The sequence below is a fragment of the Lysinibacillus sphaericus genome (assembly GCF_005217585.1).
GTDB lineage: Bacteria > Bacillota > Bacilli > Bacillales_A > Planococcaceae > Lysinibacillus > Lysinibacillus sphaericus.
Map to the genome: position 1 here is coordinate 648,921 of NZ_SZPT01000001.1, position 23,292 is coordinate 672,212.

Below are 23,292 nucleotides of genomic sequence, written 5' to 3' on the forward strand. Positions count from 1 at the left end.
AATTGAAATTTGTTATCCTTAAAAAACAAAGAAAGAAGAGGTTTCTCTATAGTTTTGAGATGCCTCTTTTGTTAATTGTTAGTTTACTGTACGTCGATTTATGTTTTTGTAAATATGGATGGATAGAGCACTGTTTGATGTATGTACTTCAGTTAGTAACAATCAAAAGAATACTAGAACTACGCTGGAAATTAGGTAGAATTTACTTTTTTAGATTGTTTGACAATAATAAGGGAAATTTTTGTTTATTTACCGATATATATCGTAGGCAACAAAAAGGAGGTCAACACGTTTTGAATAAAAAATATCTTTTTACAGTAGCGGCTATTCCCGCAGCATTTGTTGTGCCTGCTGTAGCAGGGGCAGAAGAAGTAACGACCCTTACAATAACAGGTAACCCTTTAGTAGGTGTAACGCTTAATGCCGACTTAAAAGGTGCACCAGCTGGCACATACATAAAAAGTTATCAGTGGTATTATGTTGAAGGGGGTTCCAATAAACCGATTCCTAGTGCAACAGAGGCTACATTTAAATTACCAGTAGAGGCAGAGGGTAAAACAGTCCTAGTGGAGGCTGTGACGACGACAGATACTAAATATACGAGTAGCCCAATAGTGGTACCAGAGTTGTCCTTAAAAATTGAGAAACCTTCTTTTGAGGGGTACGGTCCTCAAAATAATGTGTTACCTGGTGACACAGTGAAAGTAATCGGAGCTAAAGTTACTGATACGAAGGGTGCTGTAATTCAAAGTAATCAAATTACATATAGCTATGAATGGTTTTATAAAACGGGTGATGTGTTTACGATTATTTCGGGAGTAAATACAGAGTCCTATACGATTCCTAAAGATGCGCTTGAAACAAATAAAAAAGATATATCGGTCAGAGTAATCGCGAAAGTCGGTACTAAGAGAGTGGAATCTGATTTCACAGAAGTGCTAACAGTTTCAAAACAGCCAATTGAAACACTTGTGACGAGCATTACCAACTTACGCAAAAGCGATAGCAAGTATCAGGTAACAGATTTTGCATCATTTGAAGCGAATGTAAAAGCATTAGAAACGAAATACCAAGCTCTTTCAGCTACTGCAAAGGCAAGCATTACGAACTATGATGTACTAAAGCGTGCGCTGGCAGATGTTGAGGCTATTAGCAAATTAAATAAGCAATTAGACAATATTAAAACAGTTGAGCAAAAAGACCTAGCGAAATATATTAGCGAACTAGAAGCGTCTTATGACAAGCTTGATTTATTACAACGTAGTTTAGACGTAAATGATACTTTGTACAGTGGTATTAAAGCTTTAGTAAAAGAACCATCTGATACCGCAGATTTAGCGGAAGTGAGAAGAATTAATAATGAGATTGTGGCGCTATTAAACTATGATAGTGCGCTCATTAAGTATGCCCCTAACAGTGTCGAAGCGTTACAGCTAGCGGTAAACAAAATAGAAGCTGATATTGCGAAACTATCGAAAAATTATCAAGTAGCTGTACAAAATCAAACGATACTTAAAGACGCTAAGCAAGATTTGAAAAAGATAGAACAGTTTATTAAACTTTTTGATAAATTGACAGCGAATACGACAGCGAACAAGCAGGTGACAATTGCTAAATCCATTCGCTCTAGCTATGAAAAATTAACGTATAAACAATTGCTTTTAGTGCCAAATGACTATAAAGTGAAGTTGCTTAATGCGGAAAATGCTGAGCAGGATATGATCAATAGTTTGAATAAGGAAATTAAAGCGTATATTGGTGATAAGCAATATCAAATTAAGCCTACAGCAGATTCATGGCAAGGCTATGTAAACAATATTAATAAAATCGTATCGGATTATAAAAGTTTAACAAAAAATTCAGCGGCTAAAATTATCGACTATGATCGTATTTTAATCTTGCAAAAAGACTTTAAAGCTGCAGAAAAAGTGATTAAAGATATAGATGGCTATAAAAAGCTTGCTAACACGGCTGGCGTGACAGAAAGTAAGCTGAAAACAAGCTACAGTAATACACTAAAAGCATACAATAAATTAACGACTTTACAGCAATCACTTGTTTATAACGCGCAGGAATTTTTAAATAGCTCTCCTAATATAACGGTAGGGAATAATGGCAATGAACCTACTGATAAGGCAGATGCGGAAGCACTGAAAGTTAAAATACAAGCTTTCGCCAATGTAACAAGTTATACATTTACGCAATTTGAAGCGGAAGTAGAAGAGGCAACAAAGCAATACAAAAAATTATCATCTCCAGCACGAAAATATGTAACAAACTATGATTTATTAACTACAGCGACAAAAGATCTTACTGGGGTAAGAGCATTCCATAAAAAAGTACAAGCAGCTCGAGAAGAACTAGATGTTGCAAAGCAAACGAAAAAAATTGAATCAGTCGAAGCGGCTTATGCGAAACTGCCTGCTAATCAACAGCATTTAGCGAAAGCGCAGTACGAGGATTTATTAAAAAATCGTTTAGTAGACACGACTGCACCTGATATTTCGAAATTAATACAAGATATTGCGGCAATTGAAACGGATGATTTATATAAAGTATCCATACAGGATATTCAAAACTTGGCGAACCAATATAATAAACTAAGTTCCAGCGATAAAAAACGCGTAACAAATGCGTCAATTTTAACAGCAGCTATTGCAGATGTTAAAAAGGTAGAGTCATTTATGAAGCAATACGATAAGTCGTTTGTAAGCAATCCAACAACGGTTATTAAAGCATTTGCGAAGCTAACATCTAAACAAATGAGTTTAGTCAGTGAAAATGTTCGCCAACAAATTATCGCCAAGGAGAAAGAACTTCAGCAAGCAAACGATATTGCATTAACGTTAATAGAGGACATTAATTCACTTGTCCAAAATGGCGATTATATTGCGAATTTAGAAGCGAAAGTGACGCAAATTCGCACTGCTTACGATAAATTAACTGCTTCTGAAAAAAGCGTCGTAAAAAATTATTCGAAGCTGACACAGGCAGAGAATGACTTGAAAAAAGTAGCAGAGGTTCATGCGCTATATGTATCTGATACAAATGGCAATGAAGCTGCTCGCAAAGCTTGGCAAACAGCCTATGGTAAACTCTCTAAAAAACTAGAAAATCTGTATAAGAATATGTACGCAGGCGATCTGTAAGCAGACTTCTGTGTAATCTGTAAAAATAGTATGTAAGGGGAAAGACAAACCTTACATACTATTTTTGTCTTAGTCTAACAGGGGCTAATTTGGTATTATATTTAAGGTAAGGTTTGAGAAGTCATTCATTGTGTATACTAAGTCCGAAAAGCAGTAACTGTTTAGACATTTTCTCTTGTCATAATTTATGACAGACGCTACAATACATGGTTGACTTAGATGAATCAAATAGAGTCTTCGTAGTTCAAGCTATGAGGGCTCTGTTTTTAACTAGAAAAGGAGAGCACAGCAATGCGAATACATCATCATCAAGTTGAACATCACGATAGTCAATCGATAGGGCAGTGGGTTGAGCAGTTCCGTCCCTTTGCTAAGGAAGGGAAATGTGCCAGCTATATTCCAGCTTTAGCACAAAAAGATCCACAGCAACTAGCCATCTCCATTATCGGACCGAATAGTGAACAAATCGTTGGAGGAGATGTAACGGAATTATTTACCCTCCAAAGTGTTTCAAAAGTTGTGACCTTTATTTTAGCTTGTATGGACCGAGGGTTGCCTTATGTTTTAGAAAGGGTAGATGTTGAGCCTACTGGGGATACGTTCAATTCCATTATTCGTCTTGAAAGTCATCAGCCTGGGAAACCTTTTAATCCGATGATTAATGCAGGAGCGATTACAGTGTCCTCGATGCTGGATGGCAGTTCGCCACAGGAGAAAGTGGCGAAAATCCTGTCGTTTTTAGAACAAATGGTTGGCAAACAGTTAAAGGTAAACGAAGAAGTGTTTCAATCTGAATGGCAAACAGCTAATCGCAATCGATCATTAGCCTACTATTTAATGGATTCGGGCTTTTTAGATTGTCCAGTTGAAGAAGCATTGGAAGTTTATTTGAAGCAATGTGCAATTGAAGTCAATGTTTCGGATTTAGCAATGATTGGCTTAGTAATCGCGAATGATGGCTACCATCCACAGCGGAAAATCCAGCTCTTTCCAAAACAAGTGGCTAAATTAGCGAAAGCCCTAATGGTGACATGTGGTATGTATAATGCATCAGGTAAGTTTGCTGCTTTTATCGGTTTGCCAGCTAAAAGTGGTGTCTCTGGTGCCATTGTTGCGGCTGTTCCCAATCACGCAAGCTTGGAATCACCTTTCCCAGCTGGTTGTGGCATCGGGATTTATGGGCCAGCTATTGATGATATCGGAAATAGTGTAGCAGGTGTAAAATTACTTAAGCATGTTGCAGATGAGTGGAATATGACGATTTTTTAATAAGGTGAAAAATACCGTAGATAAGCACAAAGGCTTATCTACGTTTTTTTATCCCTATTATCGCCTGACAACTTGCTAGTATAAGGCAATAGCGATATCAGTTCTATAACTACATATAGTAGTGTTGGTTAATTGGAGAACTGTAGGCGGTTTAATCATCTATTATAATGAAAGACAAGACGCAATGCATTGTGATTGCGTCTTAAAGTGGATTTGTCGCGAATTTATAAAATTGCTGTTATCTATTGTTGATATTTTTGCTTTTATAAAGAATGAAAAGAACGATAAACCAGATAGGTGTTAGTAAAAGCGCTGTTCTAGTCGCTTCGGAAATCAACATAATTACTAACAAAAACGCGAAGAAAGCAAGTACTAAATAGTTCACAAAAGGTGTCAATGGTGCTTTAAAAATCGACGCTTCGTGGAGTGCGCGGTTTTTACGTTTATAGATAATATGCGAGATTAGAATAATACTCCATACCCAAATAAAACAAATAGCACTAATCGTTGTTACGACGCTAAAAGCGTTTTCTGGCATGAGCTTGCTCAGTAATGCTCCTATTGATACAACGATGGCTGAAAGAACAAGTGCGTTACTTGGCACACTGTTTTTATTTAGCTTAGCAAAAGAAGCGGATGCTTGCTTGTGACGGCCAAGATTATAAAGCATACGACTTGTAGAAAATAAACCACTATTGCCTGCTGAAGCCGCAGATGTCAGCACAACAAAATTGATAATACCTGCTGCGATAGGTATACCTGCTAATGAAAATACTTGTACAAATGGACTGCTTGTAGCAGACATTTCATACCAAGGGTTGATGCATAAAATGACTGTTAATGCGCCTACATAAAATAGTAAAATACGCAGTGGAATTTTATTAATGGCAGATGGAATATTTTTTTTCGGATCTGCTGTTTCTGCAGCAGAAACACCGACTAGTTCAACTCCTACGAAAGCAAAAACAACCATTTGGAAGGCCATTAGGAAGCCATAAATACCGTTCGGGAACAGCCCGCCATGTGCCCAAAGATTGTTTACTGATACAGTGCCAGAAGTTGTTTGAAAGCCTGTGAATAGCATGAATAATCCAATAATTATTAATGCAACAATTGTTACAACTTTAATCAGTGCGAACCAAAATTCGAGTTCTCCAAAAAGCTTTACTGTCAATAAATTAAGAAATAATAGCAGTACTAGACAGCCAATAGCGGGTATCCATTGCGGAATATTAAACCAATATTGTACGTAGACACCGACGGCAATAATATCTGCCATCGCGGTCATTATCCAACAAAACCAGTAGGTCCAACCAGTGACATACCCAGCCCAAGGGCCGATGTACTCTGTGGCGAAATCTGTAAATGATGTATAGCCTGCGTTTGATAATAGTAGTTCGCCTAGTGCCCGCATGACAAAAAATAAGGCGATCCCAACAATGAGGTAAGCCAAAATAATCGAAGGCCCTGCTAAAGCAATCGCTTTACCTGATCCTAAAAATAAGCCAGTCCCAATTGTTCCGCCAATTGCAATAAGTTGCACATGGCGATTTTTTAATTCTCGTTTTAACTGATGTTGTTCCAAGTTTATTCCCCCATAAGATGCGTAGAAGCGCTAGCTGGAAAATAAAAAAGAGACTAGTAGCAACACTAGTCTCGTAAACGTCAGAATAAAAATACCGTGACTGAAGGTTTAGTTTGTAACATATCCAATGCAACATTCGTCGTGTGGTATAGCTTTCATGGTGAAAGTTTATCTTACTCCTCTGTCCTTTTGCCTGAGATAGTGAACCCTTCGGCGACGCTAATTGCGCTCTCTCCAGAAATGCTCCTGCTATAGTTTCATCCATAGCATTCATAGCTTCAATCTTTATTTTAAGATATTATTTATCCTACCAATGACGAGCCAATAATACAAGGGTAAATTTTCAGTAGTATGCAGGTAAAAAGAAGAATTGGTTTCATGATGATATATTTGTTACAAAAAATAGTTATTTTAGACATAGAGTAATAAATACATTATCATTATTTTTACAACTACAAAGCTAAAAGAGGTGGAGGAATGGAGCGAGTAAAAGAAGCAGCACGATTGTTAGCACAAGAAGGGGAGAGTGAACAGGCCAAATTATTATTGCTAGATGCATTTTCTGAACAGCCCAATTGTATTGTTGCGCATAATTTTGCAGATTACCATAAAGAACAGGATCAATACGAAGAAGCATATCACTATGCATTGCAGGCTGTTGCATGGCAACCAAAAACGTATTCCCCATATGCATTATTAGGCGAATTGTCTATGCGCCGAGGTGACAATCATTCGGCACAGCAATGGCTAGAAAAAGCATATAACCGATTTCAATCACCGGTCGTAGCGCATAATTTAGCAACTCTATACAAGGCACAACAAAAATATGAACAGGCTGCTCAGCTTTTTATAAAATCGTATGAAAGCGAGGACTATGGGCTGATGCATGCTGTCGAATGTTTTGTGTTAGCCAACGATTTTCAGCATGCTAAAAAGTGGATAGCAATCATTGAACAAGAACAGCAACGATTTATAGGTGAAGTAGAGCTAGGAGAGTTGTACGGGCGAATTGGAGATTATCAGAAATCCGCTATGTGGTATGCAAAAGGCTACCAACATTATGCCCATACAGGTGAATGGATCGCAGATTATGTATGGGTACTTCACCAATTAGGAGATGAAGCGCATAAAAAAGCAGTGATTGCAACGTTTATGGAGGAATGTACGCAAACAATAGCTGACTTGGCAAATAAGACGTTGGAATATGGCTGGACGGAAGAAGAAGTAGCAGAAGAGGAGGCGCAGCTTAGAGCGAATATGGAGCGGGTGAACAGTGCCCATTTACAGCACCACATTATGTTGCAAAATGAGCCGAGTATCGCTTCACGCTGTTATACTTTTTTCTGTCCGATGCATGATGAAGGACATGGTGACAGCGAACTAGATGGTTAGTCGTTAGACAACTACTATTATATAGAAGAAACTCTGAATATTAGCAAAAAGAATCCTTTACCAAAACATTTGGAAAGGATTCTTTTTATGAAAAAACCAAGCGCTAGTATCCTACTTCACTGAGGAAAGGACTATGTTAAATAGTTGCTATAGCCTGATTGAATTCACTTTGCTTATTGTTTTTTTGTTTTAATTTTACCAGTCCAATTACGGAAGCCGCCTTCAAGCTGGTAGATTTGATTGTAGCCACGTTTTTTTAGGTAAAGAGCAGCACGCGCGCTACGGCCTGTATTTTGACAGTATAAATATACTGGTAAATCTGGGCGGATTTCTTTATAACGTTGACGTAATGCTGTAGAAGGAACGTTTCGTGCGCCAAGGATATGACCTGCATCAAATTCTTTTTGTTCACGCACATCGATTAACTGCGCTTTACGGTAGCCTTCAATAAATTGTTCTTGTGTTAGGTTGGTTACGGCTTTTTTTAGTCGCATTGCATTAATCGCGATATATGCAATTAGCACTACTAAAACGACACCAATTGTGATAAGTATATCCAATTTCTTCTTACCCCTTTCTATCTTCTTTATTATTATAAAAGATGCGCTGGCGATAGTCCAATGAGTTTGATAAAATTAACTAGATTGTGGCTAGAAATGATTGATAGATGTAGGAGATGACATAATGACAACTTGGTATTTTCTAAATTCAGGAAAATGTAGTCCCTCTTTTAATATGGCACTAGATGAGGCATTGCTTGATTGGCATAGTGAGGGTTTAATTCCCCCTGTTATTCGTTTTTATGAGTGGGAGCCAGCGACATTGTCGATTGGTTATTTCCAACAAGCGAAAAGAGATATTAATTTAGATGCGTTACGTGAACAAGGAATAGGATTTGTTCGTCGTCCAACGGGTGGTCGAGCAGTATTACATGAACATGAGTTAACATATAGCGTTATTGTTACGGAAAGCTATCCAAATATGCCTGAATCCGTAACAGAGGCGTATCGAGTACTAAGTGAAGGGATATTGCAAGGCTTTCATAATTTAGGAATGGATGCCTATTTCAGTGTGCCTGACACAGAGGAAAAAAAGGCAGATTTGAAGCAGCCAAAAAGTGCCGTGTGTTTTGACGCACCGAGTTGGTATGAACTTGTCGTTGAAGGGAAAAAAATAGCGGGTAGTGCACAAACTCGTCAAAAAGGTGTTATTTTGCAACATGGCGCGATTTTACTTGATCTTGATGAGGATAAATTATTATCTGTTTTTAATTTTTCAAGTGAAGCGGCGAAAGAACGTATGCGCAAAAAGCTACCAGAGAAGGCAGTTGCCATTAATAGTCTTGTAAAAGAACCTGTGTCCATTGAACAATGTGTAACTGCTTTTCGAGATGGTTTTGCAAAATCGTTGCAAATTGAATTAAAACCATTTACACTTTCTGAGGAGCAATTAAAATATGTGCATGAGTTAGCGGAAAAAAAATATGCGCATGATGATTGGAACTTTAAAAAGTAAAATGTGGTATAAGAAAAATATTTTTTCACCGTTTAAACCTTGTAATGGCAAGCAGTAACCAATCTATCCGAAATTGCAAGAGTTGAATTTAAAAACTATATATAGTATCTTTTTAAAAGCGACATACACAATATGTAGTGTTTAACGGCACATGATATTGTGTATTTATTATTGTAAGGGGAGGCAAAACGATGGTACTTACAAATCATCAACCCGATGTAAACAAACAAATTGAACAGTTAAACAAAGATATTGAGCAATTCCCACAGGTTCACCCTGTCACGCCTGATATGCATATCACACATAAAGGTGTATCAAGACTTGTGATGATCGACCGCTACTCGTTTAAGGATACGGAAAAGAAAACGCTAAAAGCTGGTGATTTCGTCGTATTAACAGTGAAGGCAGATCCAAAATTCCCCGCACGTGGTTTAGGAACAATTCAACATATTGATAAGGCTACAAAAACAGCAGATATTTTGATTGAAGAAGACTACCGTAGCGCATTAGATGATCCAAAAGAGCAGGAAACAGGTGTGATTACACGTTCAATTGACGTGCTAGAAAAGCCTCTTGAAATTTTTTATGAACAAATTGCTAAACGAAATGCAACAGGGCTTGCTTCTGTTGAAAAAACAGCTGAAAAACGACAAGAATGGTTTGAAAAATTTTATCAGCAACTCGTTTCATTAAAATTTGTACCAGCTGGTCGTGTCATATATGGAGCAGGATCTGAAACAGATGTAACTTTCTTTAACTGCTATGTAATGCCATTTGTAGCGGACTCACGTGAAGGAATCAGTGATCACCGCAAGCAAGTAATGGAAATTATGAGCCGTGGTGGTGGTGTAGGAACAAATGGTTCAACACTTCGTCCTCGCAACACGTTAGCACGTGGTGTGAACGGTAAATCGTCAGGTTCGGTATCATGGCTAGATGACATTGCAAAACTGACTCACCTTGTCGAACAGGGTGGATCGCGCAGAGGTATGGATAATCTTAGTGCTTCTGCGTAAACAAACCTCGTGAATTGCTGGGATCTCTTTGACTGAAATATTATCACTTTAATCGAGGTGAAAAATATGGAAGTTTATGATGCGAAGCAACCTCAGACTTGTTTAATATGTGGTTTTAAAATTAATCACAATAAGCAAGGATGGTTTACAACTCATTTAAAAAATGAGCATAATTTAACATTAAATGATTATTTGATTTCTCATTTTTATCCAAAAGAAATGGTAACTTGCCAATATGTTTTATGTAATAACATAGTTAAACTAAGGCGAGGCATTCCCAATAAATTTTGCAGTAGAAGCTGTCGAGGAAAAGGTGCCCCTTTAACTTGTGTAATATGTGGAAAACTGTTTGATGAAAAACATCGTCAGACAAAAACTTGCAGTAAAGAATGTGCAAGTCAACTTAGATCACAAAACACTGGCAAGTGGCATAACGAGATGTCTATGGAGCAAAAGAAACTTCATTTTGAAACTATTATTTCTAAAACAGCCAAAACTCGAAAGTTGAATGGCACCCCGTCTTGGAATAGTGGCAAGACTGGGATATACAGCAAAGAAACGATAGAAAAAATTAGACAAGCTGCTTTGAAACAAATAGAGGGAGCAACCTATAGAAAAACGAGCATTGAAAGAACGATTGAGTCTTTCCTGCTAGAAGAATCTATTCCCTATAAATATTCCTTTATACTCGAAGGCGCACAATTTGATTTTCACTTAGTAGATACGAATATCTTAATCGAATGTGATGGGGATTTTTGGCATGGAAATCCAAAGTTTTACTCCTCCTTCTATTCAGTTCAAAAGCGAATAAAAGCTAGGGATATTGAAAAGAATCAAATTGCAGCAGCAAATGGTTACAATTTACTCCGTTTCTGGGAAGATGAGATAAAACATGATTTTGAAAATGTTAAAAAACGCATTATAAATGCACTGCTAGCTACAACGTAACTGGAAACGGTAAGCGTGAATGCTTAAAAATAGTAGTGGGATAAAGACAATCAGCAGCCAAGCCTCTATCGATGAGGAAGGTTCAACGACCATCGAAAACACGCTAGGATAGCGGAAGTGAGTAGAGTAGGAGTGAAGTCACTCCGAAGTGCGAGGACATCTAATTAGATGTAAGATATGGTCTCAACTTCTATGGCGACATAGAGAGTGGGTGTAACGAACCCGCGCAAGGGAATTGGCACAAATGATTATGCTAGCAGATTGGCATCCTGATATCGTGGAATTTATTATTTCAAAAATGCAAAATCCACGAATTTTACGATACCTAATGGAAAATACAGCAGATGAGACGATTATTCGTCTAGCGAAAGAAAAATTAAACTTTAAGCCGCTTTCAATGCAAGAAGAAGCAATGTATCAAGGCATTGTGAATTATAAAGGCATCGAAGGCTTAGGCGGATTCGACAGTGGCATTATTCGTGAAGCCGAAAATAAATTGCGTGACGGTGGAACGTACACAGTTCATAACCCAGAGTTTTTAACGGGTGCTAATATTTCTGTAACGTTAACGAAAGAATTTATGGAAGCTGTTGAAGCGGACGCTGAATTCGATCTGCGTTTCCCAGCGGTTGAAGAATATACAAAAGAAGAAATGGCTGTTTACAATAGTGAGTGGCATAAAGTTGGAGACGTACGTGAATGGGAGAAGATGGGCTATAAAGTACGCACATATCGTACGATTAAAGCAAAAGAGCTTTGGAATCTTATTAACGTCTGTGCAACATATTCGGCAGAGCCAGGGATTTTCTTTATTGACAATGCCAACGATATGACAAACGCGAAAGCATATGGTCAAAGTGTTGTTGCGACGAATCCTTGCGGTGAACAACCACTAGCACCGTATTCAGTGTGTAACTTAGCTGCTGTCAACTTAGCGCAGTTTGCCAATAAAGAAAATCAAACAGTTGATTACGAAGCATTACGTGAAACGGTTCGTGTTGGTGTTCGTATGCAAGATAACGTAATCGATGCAACGCCGTATTTCCTTGAAGAAAACCGTGTACAAGCTCTTGGTGAACGTCGAGTTGGCTTAGGCGTAATGGGCTTAGCGGATTTACTTATTTATTGTGAAAAAGAATATGGCTCAGAAGCGGGCAATGCACTTGTAGATGAAATCTTTAAAACAATTGCAGAAACTGCTTACGAGGCTTCTACAGAGCTTGCAAAAGAACGTGGCAGCTTCCCATTCCTAGTAGGGGCGACAGAGGAAGAAACGGCACGTTTACGTAAAGCCTTTACAGAAACAGGCTTTATGCAAAAAATGCCAGCGCACATTAAAGAGCAAATTTTAGCAACAGGTATACGTAACTCGCATTTACTAACAGTAGCGCCAACAGGATCGACAGGAACAATGGTAGGCGTAGCAACGGGTCTAGAACCATACTTCTCGTTCACATACTATCGTTCTGGTCGTCTAGGCAAGTTTATTGAAGTAAAAGCAGAAATCGTTCAAGAATACTTAGACCGTCATCCAGAAGCATCGGAAGATCAGTTACCTGAATGGTTTGTGACGGCAATGGAATTAAAACCAGAGGCGCATGCGGATGTGCAATGCATTATCCAAAAATGGATTGATTCGTCGATTTCTAAAACAGTAAATGCACCGAAAGGCTATACGGTCGAACAAGTTGAAAAAGTGTACGAGCGCCTTTATAAAGGTGGCGCTAAAGGTGGTACGGTCTATGTTGATGGTAGCCGTGATTCACAAGTGCTGACACTAAAAGCAGAAGAAAATGATATGGATCAATTATCATTTGAAGAAGAATTAGTAGAAGAGCATGCAAAACGTCCAGTCGTATTAGTGGATACGATCCAAGCACTTGAGTCAACAACAGTTATCGGCTCAGATGTAGGGAACACATGCCCAGTTTGTCGTAAAGGCACAGTCGAAGAAATGGGTGGCTGTAACACATGTACAAACTGTGGTGCACAATTAAAATGCGGTTTGTAAAATAAAACCTAAAGTAAACCACTTCACCTCTATAGATGATTAGAGATGAGGTGGTTTTCTATTGGATAATTGTGTTAGTATTGTTCTGAATAGTAATGAAGAAAGTAACTTCAACTAAATCCATTTGGGTGGAGTGTTATTTTTTTCGAATCAGCGTTTCTCCAAGCGCGATTCCAACTGTAACAACTAAAATTGTTAGAATTAACAGAGCTTGTAAAATAAAATACCCAACTTGATCGAACATCGTATCTCTCCTCTTTTCTTAATAATACCTTCTATTATGAAATATTTACTTCCTAATTGAAGGGTCAAACGAACGAATAAAGCTCCCAATCAGTTCGATTTTTATCATATAGTTTACTTCATTAACATCAGATATATGCAGTTGTTGTAATATTTCTTTAACGACAGGACCTTCAATATTTAATCAGCCTGCTGATTTTCTTAAGCGAACTAGGTGAAAGAGGATATTCTTTTAATAGGATTGAATATATCGTTAGCATAGCGATTAAGAAAAAGGTTTTCAATAAAAGGAGGAAACGACAAGTTGAAAGTGCTTTGTAAAGCTTGTAAATTAGAAATTTCTGAATCATTAATAGAATTAAAAGATTTAAATTTGATTAATAAAAATGATGGTCAAGATTACATTCCTAGAGGCTTCTATTTAATTCAACAAGAGACAGCTTACGATATAGTAAAAGGTTCTATCATTATTAACATCAAGGATTTAATCAATTCAAAACGCCATTCAAATAGAAGCAGATTAAATGGTTGTTGTGGTCTTGATGGTTGTGATGGAATGAATAGGGTCTGCTTGCATAATCACGAAATTGCTACAGAATACTCTGATTGTTGGAGGATCCATCAAGTGATATTCAACCCAGAGTTAGTAGAACTTATTTAACACTTACATATTAAACGACGAAGAGCCGTGTAGAAACCTGTATCTATGATTACGTGTGTAATTCATAAATACAGGTTTTTTTGTCAAACTTTTAAAATACTATTTTTTAAAAATTGAACCTATAATCATTTACTAATCGTCTAATAGCAGAATTTAAGAGAGGAAGGGAGGGTAGTAGATGGACAGAACAGAAAAAGATTTCTTATTAGAAAAAATGATGATTGAATATGGTGATGAGTTGGTACGATTGGCATTTTCTTATGTAAAAGATACTGAAATTGCGAAGGATATGGTGCAAAATACGTTTATCAAATGCTACAAAAACGTGGATACGTTTCGCTATGATGCCCATATAAAGACATGGCTCTATCGTATTGCAATTAACGAATGTAAAGATTATTTAAAAAGTTGGCATTTCAAAATGGTACAAGTAAAAAGTTTTATTCATGAAACAGCGAAGTCGATTTATCCATCAACAGAAAAAACAGTAATCGATAAATACAATAATGAAGAACTAAAGGATACCATCTTTTCTCTGCCAAAAGTGTATCGGGAAGTGGTGTATCTCTACTACTATGAATCGTTAAAGACAGATGAAATTGCTGAAGTATTGGATATTCCAATGAATACAGTGAAAACGAGATTAAGAAGAGCCAAACAACGATTAGAGTCGATGATAAAGGAGGCTGAATTGAATGGAAGATAAGCGATTAAGAGATAAAATGCAGAAGATTTCTAATCAAGATTTAAGATTTACGCAAGAAGACCGACAAAAGGTTTTTGAACAAATTCGTAGGTTGGAAAAGAAACACCGAGTACAAAAGAAGTCTCTTGTTCCTTTTTCAAAAAAGATTGTGCCAGTGCTCATTTCATTATTAGTGCTAGGCTTATGTCTAGTTTTATTTATGCCATCGATGTTGCCTAAGAGCTTTCATGAAGATGGGAACAATAGTGCAACAGTAGTTCAGGAAGATCAAATTGTCACTACTTTAATTACGGTGAAAGCAGAACAGGAGGACGATAGAATACCTCTAAATCTTTTACTCACATATAGCAAAGAGAAAAACGCTATGAAAGTTCTGTCGATTCCTCGTGAAACGTATGCACCGATAGCGAACAATGATGGGACTACAGTGTACGATAAATTATTATTTGCTTATGCTTTTGGTTCAGGAGGAGCAGAAAATGTAAGAACGACCGTTTCCAACCTATTTAATTTACCCATTGATTATTATGCGGTCATCGACTTAGAGACCTTTTCAGCATGGATTGCATCTATAAACGGTATAGATTATGACTTGCAAGAAGATACTCGCGTAAGAGCTATCACGAAAGTAGGGCTAGATTTCAAAAAAGGAACGAATCGTTTAAATGGGGAAGAGGTTGTGGCATTAATGATGGCTGCTACAGACGGGAGAAATTTAAAGGAAGAAAACTTATTAAATCTTATTCAAATTGTGGTGAATAAAACGAAAAACGAAATGGCGCAAGCGAAATTAAAAGAACTTTCTACTCAAATTGAAGCCAATATACCACTAGAACAATTGTTTGAAAACAACATAAATCTTCATTCAATTAAATCAGTATCGTTAAGTGCCGGCATTCGAGATGATATGATAGATGGAAAATATTACATTACGTTTGAGAAAGATTTTTTAACAGCCATTTCCGAAGAGTTAACGACATTTGAGTAATTAAACATTGGATTTATTGTAATTTATAGGAAAATGATTTTATACTAGAAGTGCGTTAATAAGTTTAACGCACTTTTTATATTTACGAGGAAAAATGTTAAAGAGGTGTAATATGGAGCACTATCGAATTGTTAAGGAAGTCATTGATAATTGGGATCCAAAGCGATTTTTGCATTACACACCTGAGGATGAATATGACCCAGAAATCAGGGTGATTGTAGAGCTGCTACCAACAGTAACTTCTGTTGAAAATTTAGCGCTTAGGATACATGAAGTTTTTGTAAAAATGTTCTCGGTAGATGAAGTTTTTGCAATTTCGAATTGCTATCCAATTGCGTTGGAAATTTACAGTAAAATCAAGGCTTTAGAGAGTGAGAATCAAACTTCAAATTAAAATAAAAGTGGCTATCTCGTCAAATAAAACGGATAGCCACTTTTTTATATAACCACTTATTCATTGAAAACGACCGGTCGTCGAAAATGCATTTACATCGTTGGTTGAAATCTTTATAGTGAAAGCGAATGAAGGGGGTGTGGGATATGAATGTAGAAGTATCCATTGATCCACTATGTAGAGAACCTAAAATCATTATATACACAGATAAAATGACAACTGAAATCGAGCACATCATGCGGAATATTTTTTCTACTGAGGAAGATACATTACCGGTTTTGTCAAATAAGGGGGTAGAGCTTATTCATTGTGAAGACATTATAAGGTTATATACGGAGCAGAAAAAAGTCCTCGTTCAAACGGCAGATAATCTATTTACGATTCGTTTTCGCATGTATGAACTAGAGGCAAAGTTAAATTCACAAATGTTTGTGCGAATATCAAATGCTGAGATTGTTAATCGGAAGAAAATTAAATACATGGATATAAGTAAAACAGGAACGATTGGTGTTTTCCTAGAAGGCAATGTTAAAACGTTTGCATCAAGGCGCTATGTTGCAAAAATCAAGAAACAATTAGGAATATGAGGTGAAAAACATGAAAAAAGAATTGCTGATCCGCATATTAGGTGGATACGTCATTGGTGTTATGATTGGACAATTTGTACAGCTTTGTTTATCTATCGGCTTGGGACAAGGAAGGTATATATTCGTTTTACCTGAATTTCGGGCGTTATTTGAAAGTGAGCTAGCAGCTGTTGTTACACAAATGTTGTTAACAGGTTTGATTGGTATTGTTTTTGCCTTGGCTGCATTAATCTTTGATATGGCGAAATGGGGGATGTTGAAACAATATACAGTACATTTTTTTATAACGGCACTAGTATGGATTCCGGTTGTTTTGATATTGTGGACCCCTAAAACGATGATAAATATCGTTTCTTTAATAGCGAGTTTTTTGGGTACTTATGTTGTGACTTGGCTTTTGCAATATAACTTATCAAAACGCGATATTGAAAAAATAAATGGAGTACTTTTAAGAGGTGAGTATAGTGACAATTGAAATTAAAGCACTATCAAAACATTATAAGAATCAAGTGGTAGTTGACCAGTTGACCTTAAGCGTTAAAAAGGGAGAACTATTCGCACTACTCGGTCAAAATGCCGCAGGAAAGACCACTACGATTAAAATGCTTTGTGGTCTTTTAACACCAACGAGTGGAGATGCTATTTTGGAAGGAGAGAGTATTATTTTCAGTCAAACGGCTGTAAAGAAAATCATTAATATTTCTCCTCAAGAAACGGCTGTTGCTCCCAATTTAACTGTGCAGGAAAATTTGCTGTTAATGGGCCAAATTTACGGAGATTCAAAGCAAATAGCACAACAGCATGCAGTCTCTCAAATGGATTTATTTGGTTTGACGTCGGTGAAGGAGAAAAGGGCAAAAGTGCTATCAGGCGGTTATTTGCACAGATTAAGTGTAGCGATGGCCATGATGTCGAAACCGCAAATACTTTTTCTTGATGAACCAACATTAGGTATGGATGTGCGAGCACGCCGTGATTTATGGAGAATTTTATTGCAAATAAAAGGTGATGTAACGATTGTTGTAACTACTCATTATTTAGAGGAAATAGAAATGTTAGCTGATCGTGTTGGTATTATGAATCAAGGGAGATTATGTGCTCTTGGTACAGTACAGCAATTAATAGATGAAACGGGAAAACCAACATTAACAGAAGTATTTTTAGAGTTAACAAAGGAGGTATAACATTGAAAGCGATTGTATTTGCAACAAGAAATCATAAAGAAATTATACGAGATCCATTAACGCTACTTTTCGGTATTGGCTTACCAATAGTACTGATGGGATTATTTTCTGTCATGCAAAAAAATATCCCGTTTGGGTTATATGAAATCAACAATCTAACGCCAGGCGTAATTGTTTTTAGTTTTTCATTCCTCACACTTTTCTCGGGTATGTTACTCGGGAGAGATAAAAGTACCTCATTTTTAATGCGTATCTTTGCTTCTCCGATGGTCGCAGTGGATTATATTGTCGGGTATGTTTTACCTTTATTGCCGATTGCCATTTTACAAATTGTTTTATGTTTATTAACAGCAGGGTTTCTAGGTTTAACATTGGATTTCTATACGTTACTGTTAGTAGTCGTGCTACTTATTATTTCCTTACTATATATTGGAATTGGGTTGCTACTAGGGACATTATTTACAGATAAACAAGTTGGTGGCTTATTCGCAATATTTGTAAACATTGCTACTTGGTTAAGTGGTACATGGTTTGAGCTAGATATGATTGGAGGTACAGTGCAAAAGATAGCGAACTTCCTTCCATTTGCTTATGCGGTGGATGCTGCACGAGATGTGCTAAATGGACATTATGATGATGCCATCCTACCCCTATCTGTTGTCATTGTTTATACGCTCTTCACGTTTATTATTGTCAATTTAGCGTTTAAGCAAAAAATGCGAGCGCATTTTTAATTAAATTTTAAAGTAGGGATTTTGGAAGGTAGCTCGAATGTTTATATAGAAAGGGGGGAGAGAGAATGTCACGTTTACCAATTATTGTAGCACCAATGTTTTTAATTTCGAATCCAGCGATGGTCATCGAGGCAAGTCGAGCAGGGGCTATTGGTTCGTTTCCACTATTAAATGCAAGACCCGTTTCAACTTGCGTAGACTGGCTTCAAGAGATTAAAGAGGCGTTGCCAACAGAGCCATGGGCCGTCAATTTTATATGTCATCCAGTAGCGAATGCACGTTTTGAAGAAGATTTACAATTAATTGAAAAATATGAGCCACCTATTGTCATTACATCGCTTGGCAACCCGAAGCGTGTGATTGATATCGTGCACCGTTATGGGGGAAAGGTCTATGCGGATGTGGCCAATGTCAAGCATGCTGAGAAATCGGCAGCCACGGGTGTAGATGGGTTAATTCTTGTGTGTGCAGGAGCTGGTGGACATGGTGGGCAACTGAATCCATTCGGCTTTGTCGCTGCAGTCAAAAAATTCTTTAATGGCACCATTATTTTGTCAGGTGCTATATCAAGTGGTGCAGATGTATTGGCAACGCAAATTATTGGAGCGGACTATGCTTATTTAGGCACTCGCTTTATTGCTTGTCATGAAGGAGATGCACCAGAGGCTTATAAAAATATGGTTATCGAAAGTACAACAGATGATGTTTTGTATACAGATGCCTTTAGTGGCGTGCCTGTCAATGTGCTAATTCCATCCTTAATAAAAGAAGGAATTGACCCGTCGACATTAACGCCAAAAGAGGCTATTGATTTAACACACCTTGTAAATGTGAAGGCTTGGCGTGATATTTGGTCGGCAGGACATGGTGTCACAACGATTGAAAAACGTGAGTCTGTGCGTGAAATTATTATGTCATTACATGAGGAATATGAAAGCGCAAAGCAACGATTGAATGTGGTACAGTCTTTGTAATCCCTGGATGAGTGCCCTTTTAGGATGTTAGGAAAAACAAAACGCACAATGCTGTTTAACCAACAATTGTGCGTTTTTGTATTGTCTTAGTTATGGAACTTTATTAATCGTGATTTAATGTTGCAGCAATTTCAGGTTGTTGTTCAACTCGACGTAGCATATTAAATGAGGCAATTGCAACTTCGACCTGTTCGTCCATCGGCTCTCTTGTTGTCAGTAGTTGTAACCATAGACCCGGATAACCTAAATAGCGTAACAAAGGAATATTGCGGCATGCATTTGTTGCTTGTAGTACTTCAAATGATACCCCTAATACAACAGGAATTAATAAAATACGGTCTACAATTCGTAACCACAGCGGGTCTGTAGGTACGAAGAAATATAAAAACATACCAACGAACACAGTGAATAGCATAAAGCTACTACCGCATCGATAATGTAAACGAGATTGTGCTTGCACATTTTCCACAGTAATATCCATACCAGCTTCATAGCAATTAATGACCTTATGCTCGGCACCATGATATTGGAAAACGCGTTTAATAATTGGTGTTAAAGAAATAAAATATAGATAGGTAAGCAGTAGAAGAAGCTTAATGCCACTTTCAAGTAGCACTTGACCAACTTTCCCTTCTATCCATGGTGAGAATAAATCCGCAATAAACACTGGAATTAGTGTAAATGCAAATTTACCGAATAGGAAAGAAAGAATCCCGACAACGGCTACGCCTAAAATCATTTGTAATTTTGAGCCGCTTTCTTCTACATTTTCGACTTCTTCGCCAGGTGTAACGTCATAACGGTCCCCTGAAAATTGCATATGACGTGAACCTAAACCTGCTGATTCAATAAGTGCAACAACCCCACGTACAAATGGAATTTTTTTAAGCTTTTGCAGGATTGGTTTTTGGACTTTTTTATAATGATAGTAATCAATGGAATCATCGTTACGGCGAATGGCAGTAATCGTATGTTCCTTCCCTCCGAACATCACACCCTCTAATTGTGCTTGTCCCCCGTATACAGGTGAATTGCTCAAGGCTAACACCACTCTCTTTATATATTTCAACTGTACCATTGTACTAAATTTAGCGAAAAACCTCTAGAGGTACGCATAGTAAATTTTCTTTATGGCTACACTTATCGTATAATTTTGCTTTTTTAGGAAGAGCGCTTATGTATTTCATTGCCATTGGCTAAAGACAGGGCGTGTAAGCAATGTGCACGCTGCTTATTTATAGGAGGGGTAGCTTTGAAAGTAGGACTAATAACCGCTGCTGTTAATGCGATCGTGTTAGCATTATGTTTAAAAGGGCTTCATTTTTTTCATTTTATTCGTTGGAATCCAATAGGCTTCTATAAAAAATGGGAGTTGTTCGAAGATAGTTCTAAATTATTTCATTGGAGTTTTTTAACGTTAGCACTGTTTTTAGTCGGATTCTTTTTATATATGACGTTACGATATGTTCATATTATACCTGCAATCTTGACTTCATTTTTAATCGGACTTTTGGTAACAATCACATTGGAGTGGTTTGTTTTGGATTTACCGTTACAATCCTCATCTTTTAAAAAATTATCCATCCCTTTTATGGTTGTGGTTATTTGCCTTTTGCGCTTTTTACTTGAAACAGCTAATTTTCATTACAAAGAGCATACAGCACAAAAAGGAAATTAGTTGCTGTATGCAATTGGTATGATAAAATAAAAAACAAGTACATAGAAAGAGGCGAATACTGCGTGAAGTTATTATGTTTGAATGGACCAAACTTAAATCGACTGGGAAAGCGTGAGCCACATATTTATGGCCATGAAACACTAGACGATGTCAAAAATAATGTTCAAAATCTTGCGGCTTCTCTTGGTGCTACAGTCGAGTTTCGTCAATCGAATCACGAGGGTGTTCTTGTAGATTGGGTGCACGAGGCGGAAGATGAAAAGTATGATGGGATTATCTTTAATCCAGGTGCGTATACCCATACAAGTGTAGCATTACATGATGCAATTGCAGGAGTGACCGTACCGGTTATTGAAGTACATATTTCCAATATCCACAAACGTGAGGCATTTCGCCACCATTCTTATCTTGCCCCAGCCTGTCTAGGTCAAATTAGTGGACTTGGTACAAAAGGCTATGAACTAGCACTACGCACTTTTATTGAGAGGGAGAAATAATTATGTTGAAATTACAAAAGCTTCGTAAAATACTTCAAGAACAAAACATCGATGGCATTTTAATTACGAACGAGTATAACCGCCGCTATATGACAGGTTTTACTGGTACGGCTGGCGTAGCGATTGTGTCCCAAAATGATGCTGTGTTTATTACAGACTTCCGCTATACAGAGCAAGCAACTGCACAAATTAAGGATTACCGAATTGTGCAACATGAAGCAACACTCCTAGAAGAAATTGCGACACAAGTTAAAGCGATGGGTATTAAATTATTGGGCTTTGAGAAAGATTCTGTCAGCTATGGTACATATGAGTTGTATAAAAATGTAATTCAAGCTGATTTAGTGCCCGTTTCTGGATTAATTGAAAAAATTCGCTTGATTAAGACTGCACAAGAGATTAATATTATTAAGGTTGCGTGTGAAATTGCTGACCACGCATTTACACATATTTTAGACTACATCAAGCCAGGTAAAACAGAGCTTGACGTTTCGAATGAATTAGAATTTTTCATGCGACAACAAGGAGCAACACAGTCCTCTTTTGATACAATTGTAGCGTCTGGTCTTCGCTCGGCACTACCACATGGTGTTGCAACAAATAAAGTTATTGAAAAAGGCGACTTTGTCACACTTGATTTTGGTGCGCTATACAATGGCTATATTTCGGATATAACACGTACGGTGGCAGTTGGTGAGCCATCTGAAAAATTAGTAGAAATGTACAATACAGTCCTTGCGTCACAACTTTTAGCACTTGAAAAAGTTGGTCCTGGCTTAACAGGTATTCAAGCAGATGCCATTGCACGTGACTATTTAACAGAAAAAGGCTATGGTGAGGCATTTGGTCATTCATTAGGGCATGGGATTGGTCTTGAAGTACATGAAGGCCCTGGCCTATCGAAACGATCAAATACGGTTTTAGAGCCGGGAATGGCCGTGACGATTGAACCAGGTGTTTATGTACCGGGGGTCGGTGGTGTTCGTATCGAAGACGATATTTTGATCACTGAATCAGGTAATGAACTACTAACACATTCGACAAAAGAACTTATTATCTTATAAACAATGGAGGAACACAAATGATTTCAGTAAACGATTTCCGTACAGGTCTAACAATTATTGTTGATGGCCAATTATATCGCGTGTTAGATTTCCAACACGTTAAACCAGGTAAAGGTGCTGCATTCGTACGTTCTAAATTACGTAACCTTCGTAACGGTTCTGTGAATGAAAAAACATTCCGTGCTGGTGAAAAAGTAGAGAAAGCACAAATTGATAATCGTAAAATGCAATATTTATATGCTCAAGGTGATGAGCATGTATTTATGGATTTAGAGTCATATGAGCAAACTGAACTTGCTTCAACTGCCATTGAATATGAATTGAAATTCCTAAAAGAAAATATGGAAGTACACATTCAATCTTACCAAGGTGAAATGCTAGGTGTAGAATTACCAAACACGGTTGAATTAGAAGTAACTGAAACAGAACCAGGTATTAAAGGTGATACTGCTTCAGGCGGTACAAAACCTGCTACACTTGAAACTGGTCTTATCGTGCAAGTTCCATTCTTCGTGAACCAAGGTGACAAGTTAGTGATTAACACTACTGAAGCATCTTACGTATCACGTGCATAAGTAATATTTTGTAAACCTACTCTTTCAAAAGGGTAGGTTTTTACTTTTTTTTAATACATATATCGAGTAAAGTACAAAAATATGTAAAAATAGAAGGAGGTCGGAAAGAGAAATAAGGTTTA

The 23,292-nt window shown here is 37.4% G+C and carries 21 protein-coding genes, 2 pseudogenes and 1 riboswitch; of the genes and pseudogenes, 20 read left to right on the top strand and 3 right to left on the bottom strand.

The genetic code is table 11. The annotated features are described in order from the left end of the window. The first annotated feature begins 293 nt into the window (after nt 1-293). Nucleotides 294-3,149 (top strand): hypothetical protein, encoded by a 2,856-nt coding sequence (locus FC748_RS03190; RefSeq protein ID WP_108029741.1) that lies wholly within the window; start codon nt 294-296, stop codon nt 3,147-3,149. 291 nt (nt 3,150-3,440) lie between these two features. Beyond that, the gene (locus tag FC748_RS03195; RefSeq protein ID WP_108029740.1) at nt 3,441-4,418 is read left to right on the top strand and encodes a glutaminase; all 978 of its coding nucleotides are present in this window, start codon (nt 3,441-3,443) and stop codon (nt 4,416-4,418) included. A gap of 238 nt (nt 4,419-4,656) precedes the next feature. Here the strand turns inward: FC748_RS03195 and FC748_RS03200 are convergent, their stop codons facing one another. Then, nucleotides 4,657-6,003: an amino acid permease gene (locus FC748_RS03200; protein ID WP_108029739.1), complete on the bottom strand. Its 1,347-nt coding sequence runs from the start codon at nt 6,001-6,003 to the stop codon at nt 4,657-4,659. 171 nt (nt 6,004-6,174) lie between these two features. Further along, a riboswitch (glycine riboswitch) is annotated at nt 6,175-6,251 on the bottom strand. 229 nt (nt 6,252-6,480) lie between these two features. On the opposite strand from FC748_RS03200, the gene FC748_RS03205 reads away from it, so the two are divergent. Continuing rightward, complete coding sequence (locus tag FC748_RS03205) at nt 6,481-7,395, top strand: tetratricopeptide repeat protein (RefSeq protein WP_108029738.1); 915 nt, start codon at nt 6,481-6,483, stop codon at nt 7,393-7,395. Nucleotides 7,396-7,568: 173 nt separating this feature from the next. Here the strand turns inward: FC748_RS03205 and FC748_RS03210 are convergent, their stop codons facing one another. Continuing rightward, entirely contained in the window at nt 7,569-7,955 is a 387-nt protein-coding gene (locus FC748_RS03210) for a rhodanese-like domain-containing protein (RefSeq protein WP_024361208.1), read from the bottom strand. A 124-nt stretch (nt 7,956-8,079) separates the two neighbouring features. Here FC748_RS03210 and FC748_RS03215 point away from each other — a divergent pair, with 124 nt between their 5' ends. The 13 genes and pseudogenes from FC748_RS03215 (at nt 8,080) to FC748_RS03275 (ending at nt 19,356) form a co-directional block, all read left to right on the top strand. Further along, complete coding sequence (locus tag FC748_RS03215; RefSeq protein WP_024361207.1) at nt 8,080-8,910, top strand: octanoyltransferase LipM; 831 nt, start codon at nt 8,080-8,082, stop codon at nt 8,908-8,910. A 191-nt stretch (nt 8,911-9,101) separates the two neighbouring features. Continuing rightward, nucleotides 9,102-9,899 (top strand): annotated as a pseudogene (locus FC748_RS03220) (ribonucleotide reductase N-terminal alpha domain-containing protein); the annotation flags it as partial. 93 nt (nt 9,900-9,992) lie between these two features. Further along, complete coding sequence (locus FC748_RS03225; protein ID WP_108029736.1) at nt 9,993-10,874, top strand: DUF559 domain-containing protein; 882 nt, start codon at nt 9,993-9,995, stop codon at nt 10,872-10,874. Between the two features lie 226 nt (nt 10,875-11,100). Further along, nucleotides 11,101-12,885, top strand: a pseudogene (locus FC748_RS03230) (vitamin B12-dependent ribonucleotide reductase); the annotation flags it as partial. Between the two features lie 553 nt (nt 12,886-13,438). Next, the gene (locus FC748_RS03235; RefSeq protein ID WP_227665464.1) at nt 13,439-13,789 is read left to right on the top strand and encodes a hypothetical protein; all 351 of its coding nucleotides are present in this window, start codon (nt 13,439-13,441) and stop codon (nt 13,787-13,789) included. Nucleotides 13,790-13,967: 178 nt separating this feature from the next. Beyond that, nucleotides 13,968-14,495 carry a sigma-70 family RNA polymerase sigma factor gene (locus FC748_RS03240; protein ID WP_024361204.1) on the top strand — a complete coding sequence of 176 codons (528 nt, stop codon included), beginning with the start codon at nt 13,968-13,970 and terminating at the stop codon, nt 14,493-14,495. Next, entirely contained in the window at nt 14,485-15,483 is a 999-nt protein-coding gene (locus tag FC748_RS03245; RefSeq protein WP_108029735.1) for an LCP family protein, read from the top strand. Before FC748_RS03240 ends, FC748_RS03245 begins: the two co-directional genes overlap by 11 nt. Before the next feature lie 112 nt (nt 15,484-15,595). Beyond that, nucleotides 15,596-15,877 (top strand): DUF1871 family protein, encoded by a 282-nt coding sequence (locus FC748_RS03250; RefSeq protein WP_167492620.1) that lies wholly within the window; start codon nt 15,596-15,598, stop codon nt 15,875-15,877. Nucleotides 15,878-16,023: 146 nt separating this feature from the next. Further along, nucleotides 16,024-16,464, top strand: coding sequence for a LytTR family DNA-binding domain-containing protein (locus FC748_RS03255; RefSeq protein ID WP_108029733.1), 441 nt, complete (start codon nt 16,024-16,026; stop codon nt 16,462-16,464). Nucleotides 16,465-16,474: 10 nt separating this feature from the next. After that, the gene (locus FC748_RS03260; protein ID WP_108029732.1) at nt 16,475-16,939 is read left to right on the top strand and encodes a DUF3021 domain-containing protein; all 465 of its coding nucleotides are present in this window, start codon (nt 16,475-16,477) and stop codon (nt 16,937-16,939) included. Then, the gene (locus FC748_RS03265) at nt 16,929-17,648 is read left to right on the top strand and encodes an ABC transporter ATP-binding protein (RefSeq protein WP_108029731.1); all 720 of its coding nucleotides are present in this window, start codon (nt 16,929-16,931) and stop codon (nt 17,646-17,648) included. Before FC748_RS03260 ends, FC748_RS03265 begins: the two co-directional genes overlap by 11 nt. Nucleotides 17,649-17,650: 2 nt before the next feature. Beyond that, entirely contained in the window at nt 17,651-18,382 is a 732-nt protein-coding gene (locus FC748_RS03270; RefSeq protein WP_108029730.1) for an ABC transporter permease, read from the top strand. A 65-nt stretch (nt 18,383-18,447) separates the two neighbouring features. Continuing rightward, nucleotides 18,448-19,356 carry an NAD(P)H-dependent flavin oxidoreductase gene (locus FC748_RS03275; protein ID WP_108029729.1) on the top strand — a complete coding sequence of 303 codons (909 nt, stop codon included), beginning with the start codon at nt 18,448-18,450 and terminating at the stop codon, nt 19,354-19,356. A gap of 103 nt (nt 19,357-19,459) precedes the next feature. Here FC748_RS03275 and FC748_RS03280 read toward each other — a convergent pair whose 3' ends face one another. Next, on the bottom strand, nt 19,460-20,434 hold the full coding sequence (locus FC748_RS03280; protein ID WP_029747087.1) for a DUF1385 domain-containing protein: 975 nt from the start codon (nt 20,432-20,434) through the stop codon (nt 19,460-19,462). Between the two features lie 174 nt (nt 20,435-20,608). Here FC748_RS03280 and FC748_RS03285 point away from each other — a divergent pair, with 174 nt between their 5' ends. The 4 genes from FC748_RS03285 to efp all read left to right on the top strand — a co-directional run bounded on the left by FC748_RS03285 (nt 20,609) and on the right by efp (nt 23,170). Then, a complete protein-coding gene (locus FC748_RS03285; RefSeq protein WP_108029728.1) occupies nt 20,609-21,034 on the top strand; it encodes a hypothetical protein in 426 nt (141 codons plus the stop codon). A 62-nt stretch (nt 21,035-21,096) separates the two neighbouring features. After that, nucleotides 21,097-21,531, top strand: coding sequence for a type II 3-dehydroquinate dehydratase (gene aroQ / locus FC748_RS03290; RefSeq protein ID WP_024361194.1), 435 nt, complete (start codon nt 21,097-21,099; stop codon nt 21,529-21,531). 2 nt (nt 21,532-21,533) lie between these two features. After that, nucleotides 21,534-22,595 (top strand): M24 family metallopeptidase, encoded by a 1,062-nt coding sequence (locus FC748_RS03295; RefSeq protein WP_024361193.1) that lies wholly within the window; start codon nt 21,534-21,536, stop codon nt 22,593-22,595. Nucleotides 22,596-22,612: 17 nt separating this feature from the next. Continuing rightward, entirely contained in the window at nt 22,613-23,170 is a 558-nt protein-coding gene (gene efp / locus FC748_RS03300; protein WP_108029727.1) for an elongation factor P, read from the top strand. Nucleotides 23,171-23,292: the final 122 nt, after the last annotated feature.

Excerpts from the sequence above, each read along its gene's own strand:
- FC748_RS03205 (WP_108029738.1), top strand. The coding sequence starts at position 6,481 with ATGGAGCGAGTAAAAGAAGCAGCACGATTGTTAGCACAAGAAGGGGAG.
- FC748_RS03275 (WP_108029729.1), top strand. The coding sequence starts at position 18,448 with ATGTCACGTTTACCAATTATTGTAGCACCAATGTTTTTAATTTCGAAT.
- FC748_RS03280 (WP_029747087.1), bottom strand. The coding sequence starts at position 20,434 with ATGGTACAGTTGAAATATATAAAGAGAGTGGTGTTAGCCTTGAGCAAT.
- FC748_RS03260 (WP_108029732.1), top strand. The coding sequence starts at position 16,475 with ATGAAAAAAGAATTGCTGATCCGCATATTAGGTGGATACGTCATTGGT.
- FC748_RS03255 (WP_108029733.1), top strand. The coding sequence starts at position 16,024 with ATGAATGTAGAAGTATCCATTGATCCACTATGTAGAGAACCTAAAATC.
- FC748_RS03215 (WP_024361207.1), top strand. The coding sequence starts at position 8,080 with ATGACAACTTGGTATTTTCTAAATTCAGGAAAATGTAGTCCCTCTTTT.
- FC748_RS03225 (WP_108029736.1), top strand. The coding sequence starts at position 9,993 with ATGGAAGTTTATGATGCGAAGCAACCTCAGACTTGTTTAATATGTGGT.
- efp (WP_108029727.1), top strand. The coding sequence starts at position 22,613 with ATGATTTCAGTAAACGATTTCCGTACAGGTCTAACAATTATTGTTGAT.
- FC748_RS03295 (WP_024361193.1), top strand. The coding sequence starts at position 21,534 with ATGTTGAAATTACAAAAGCTTCGTAAAATACTTCAAGAACAAAACATC.
- FC748_RS03250 (WP_167492620.1), top strand. The coding sequence starts at position 15,596 with ATGGAGCACTATCGAATTGTTAAGGAAGTCATTGATAATTGGGATCCA.
- FC748_RS03195 (WP_108029740.1), top strand. The coding sequence starts at position 3,441 with ATGCGAATACATCATCATCAAGTTGAACATCACGATAGTCAATCGATA.
- FC748_RS03240 (WP_024361204.1), top strand. The coding sequence starts at position 13,968 with ATGGACAGAACAGAAAAAGATTTCTTATTAGAAAAAATGATGATTGAA.
- FC748_RS03245 (WP_108029735.1), top strand. The coding sequence starts at position 14,485 with ATGGAAGATAAGCGATTAAGAGATAAAATGCAGAAGATTTCTAATCAA.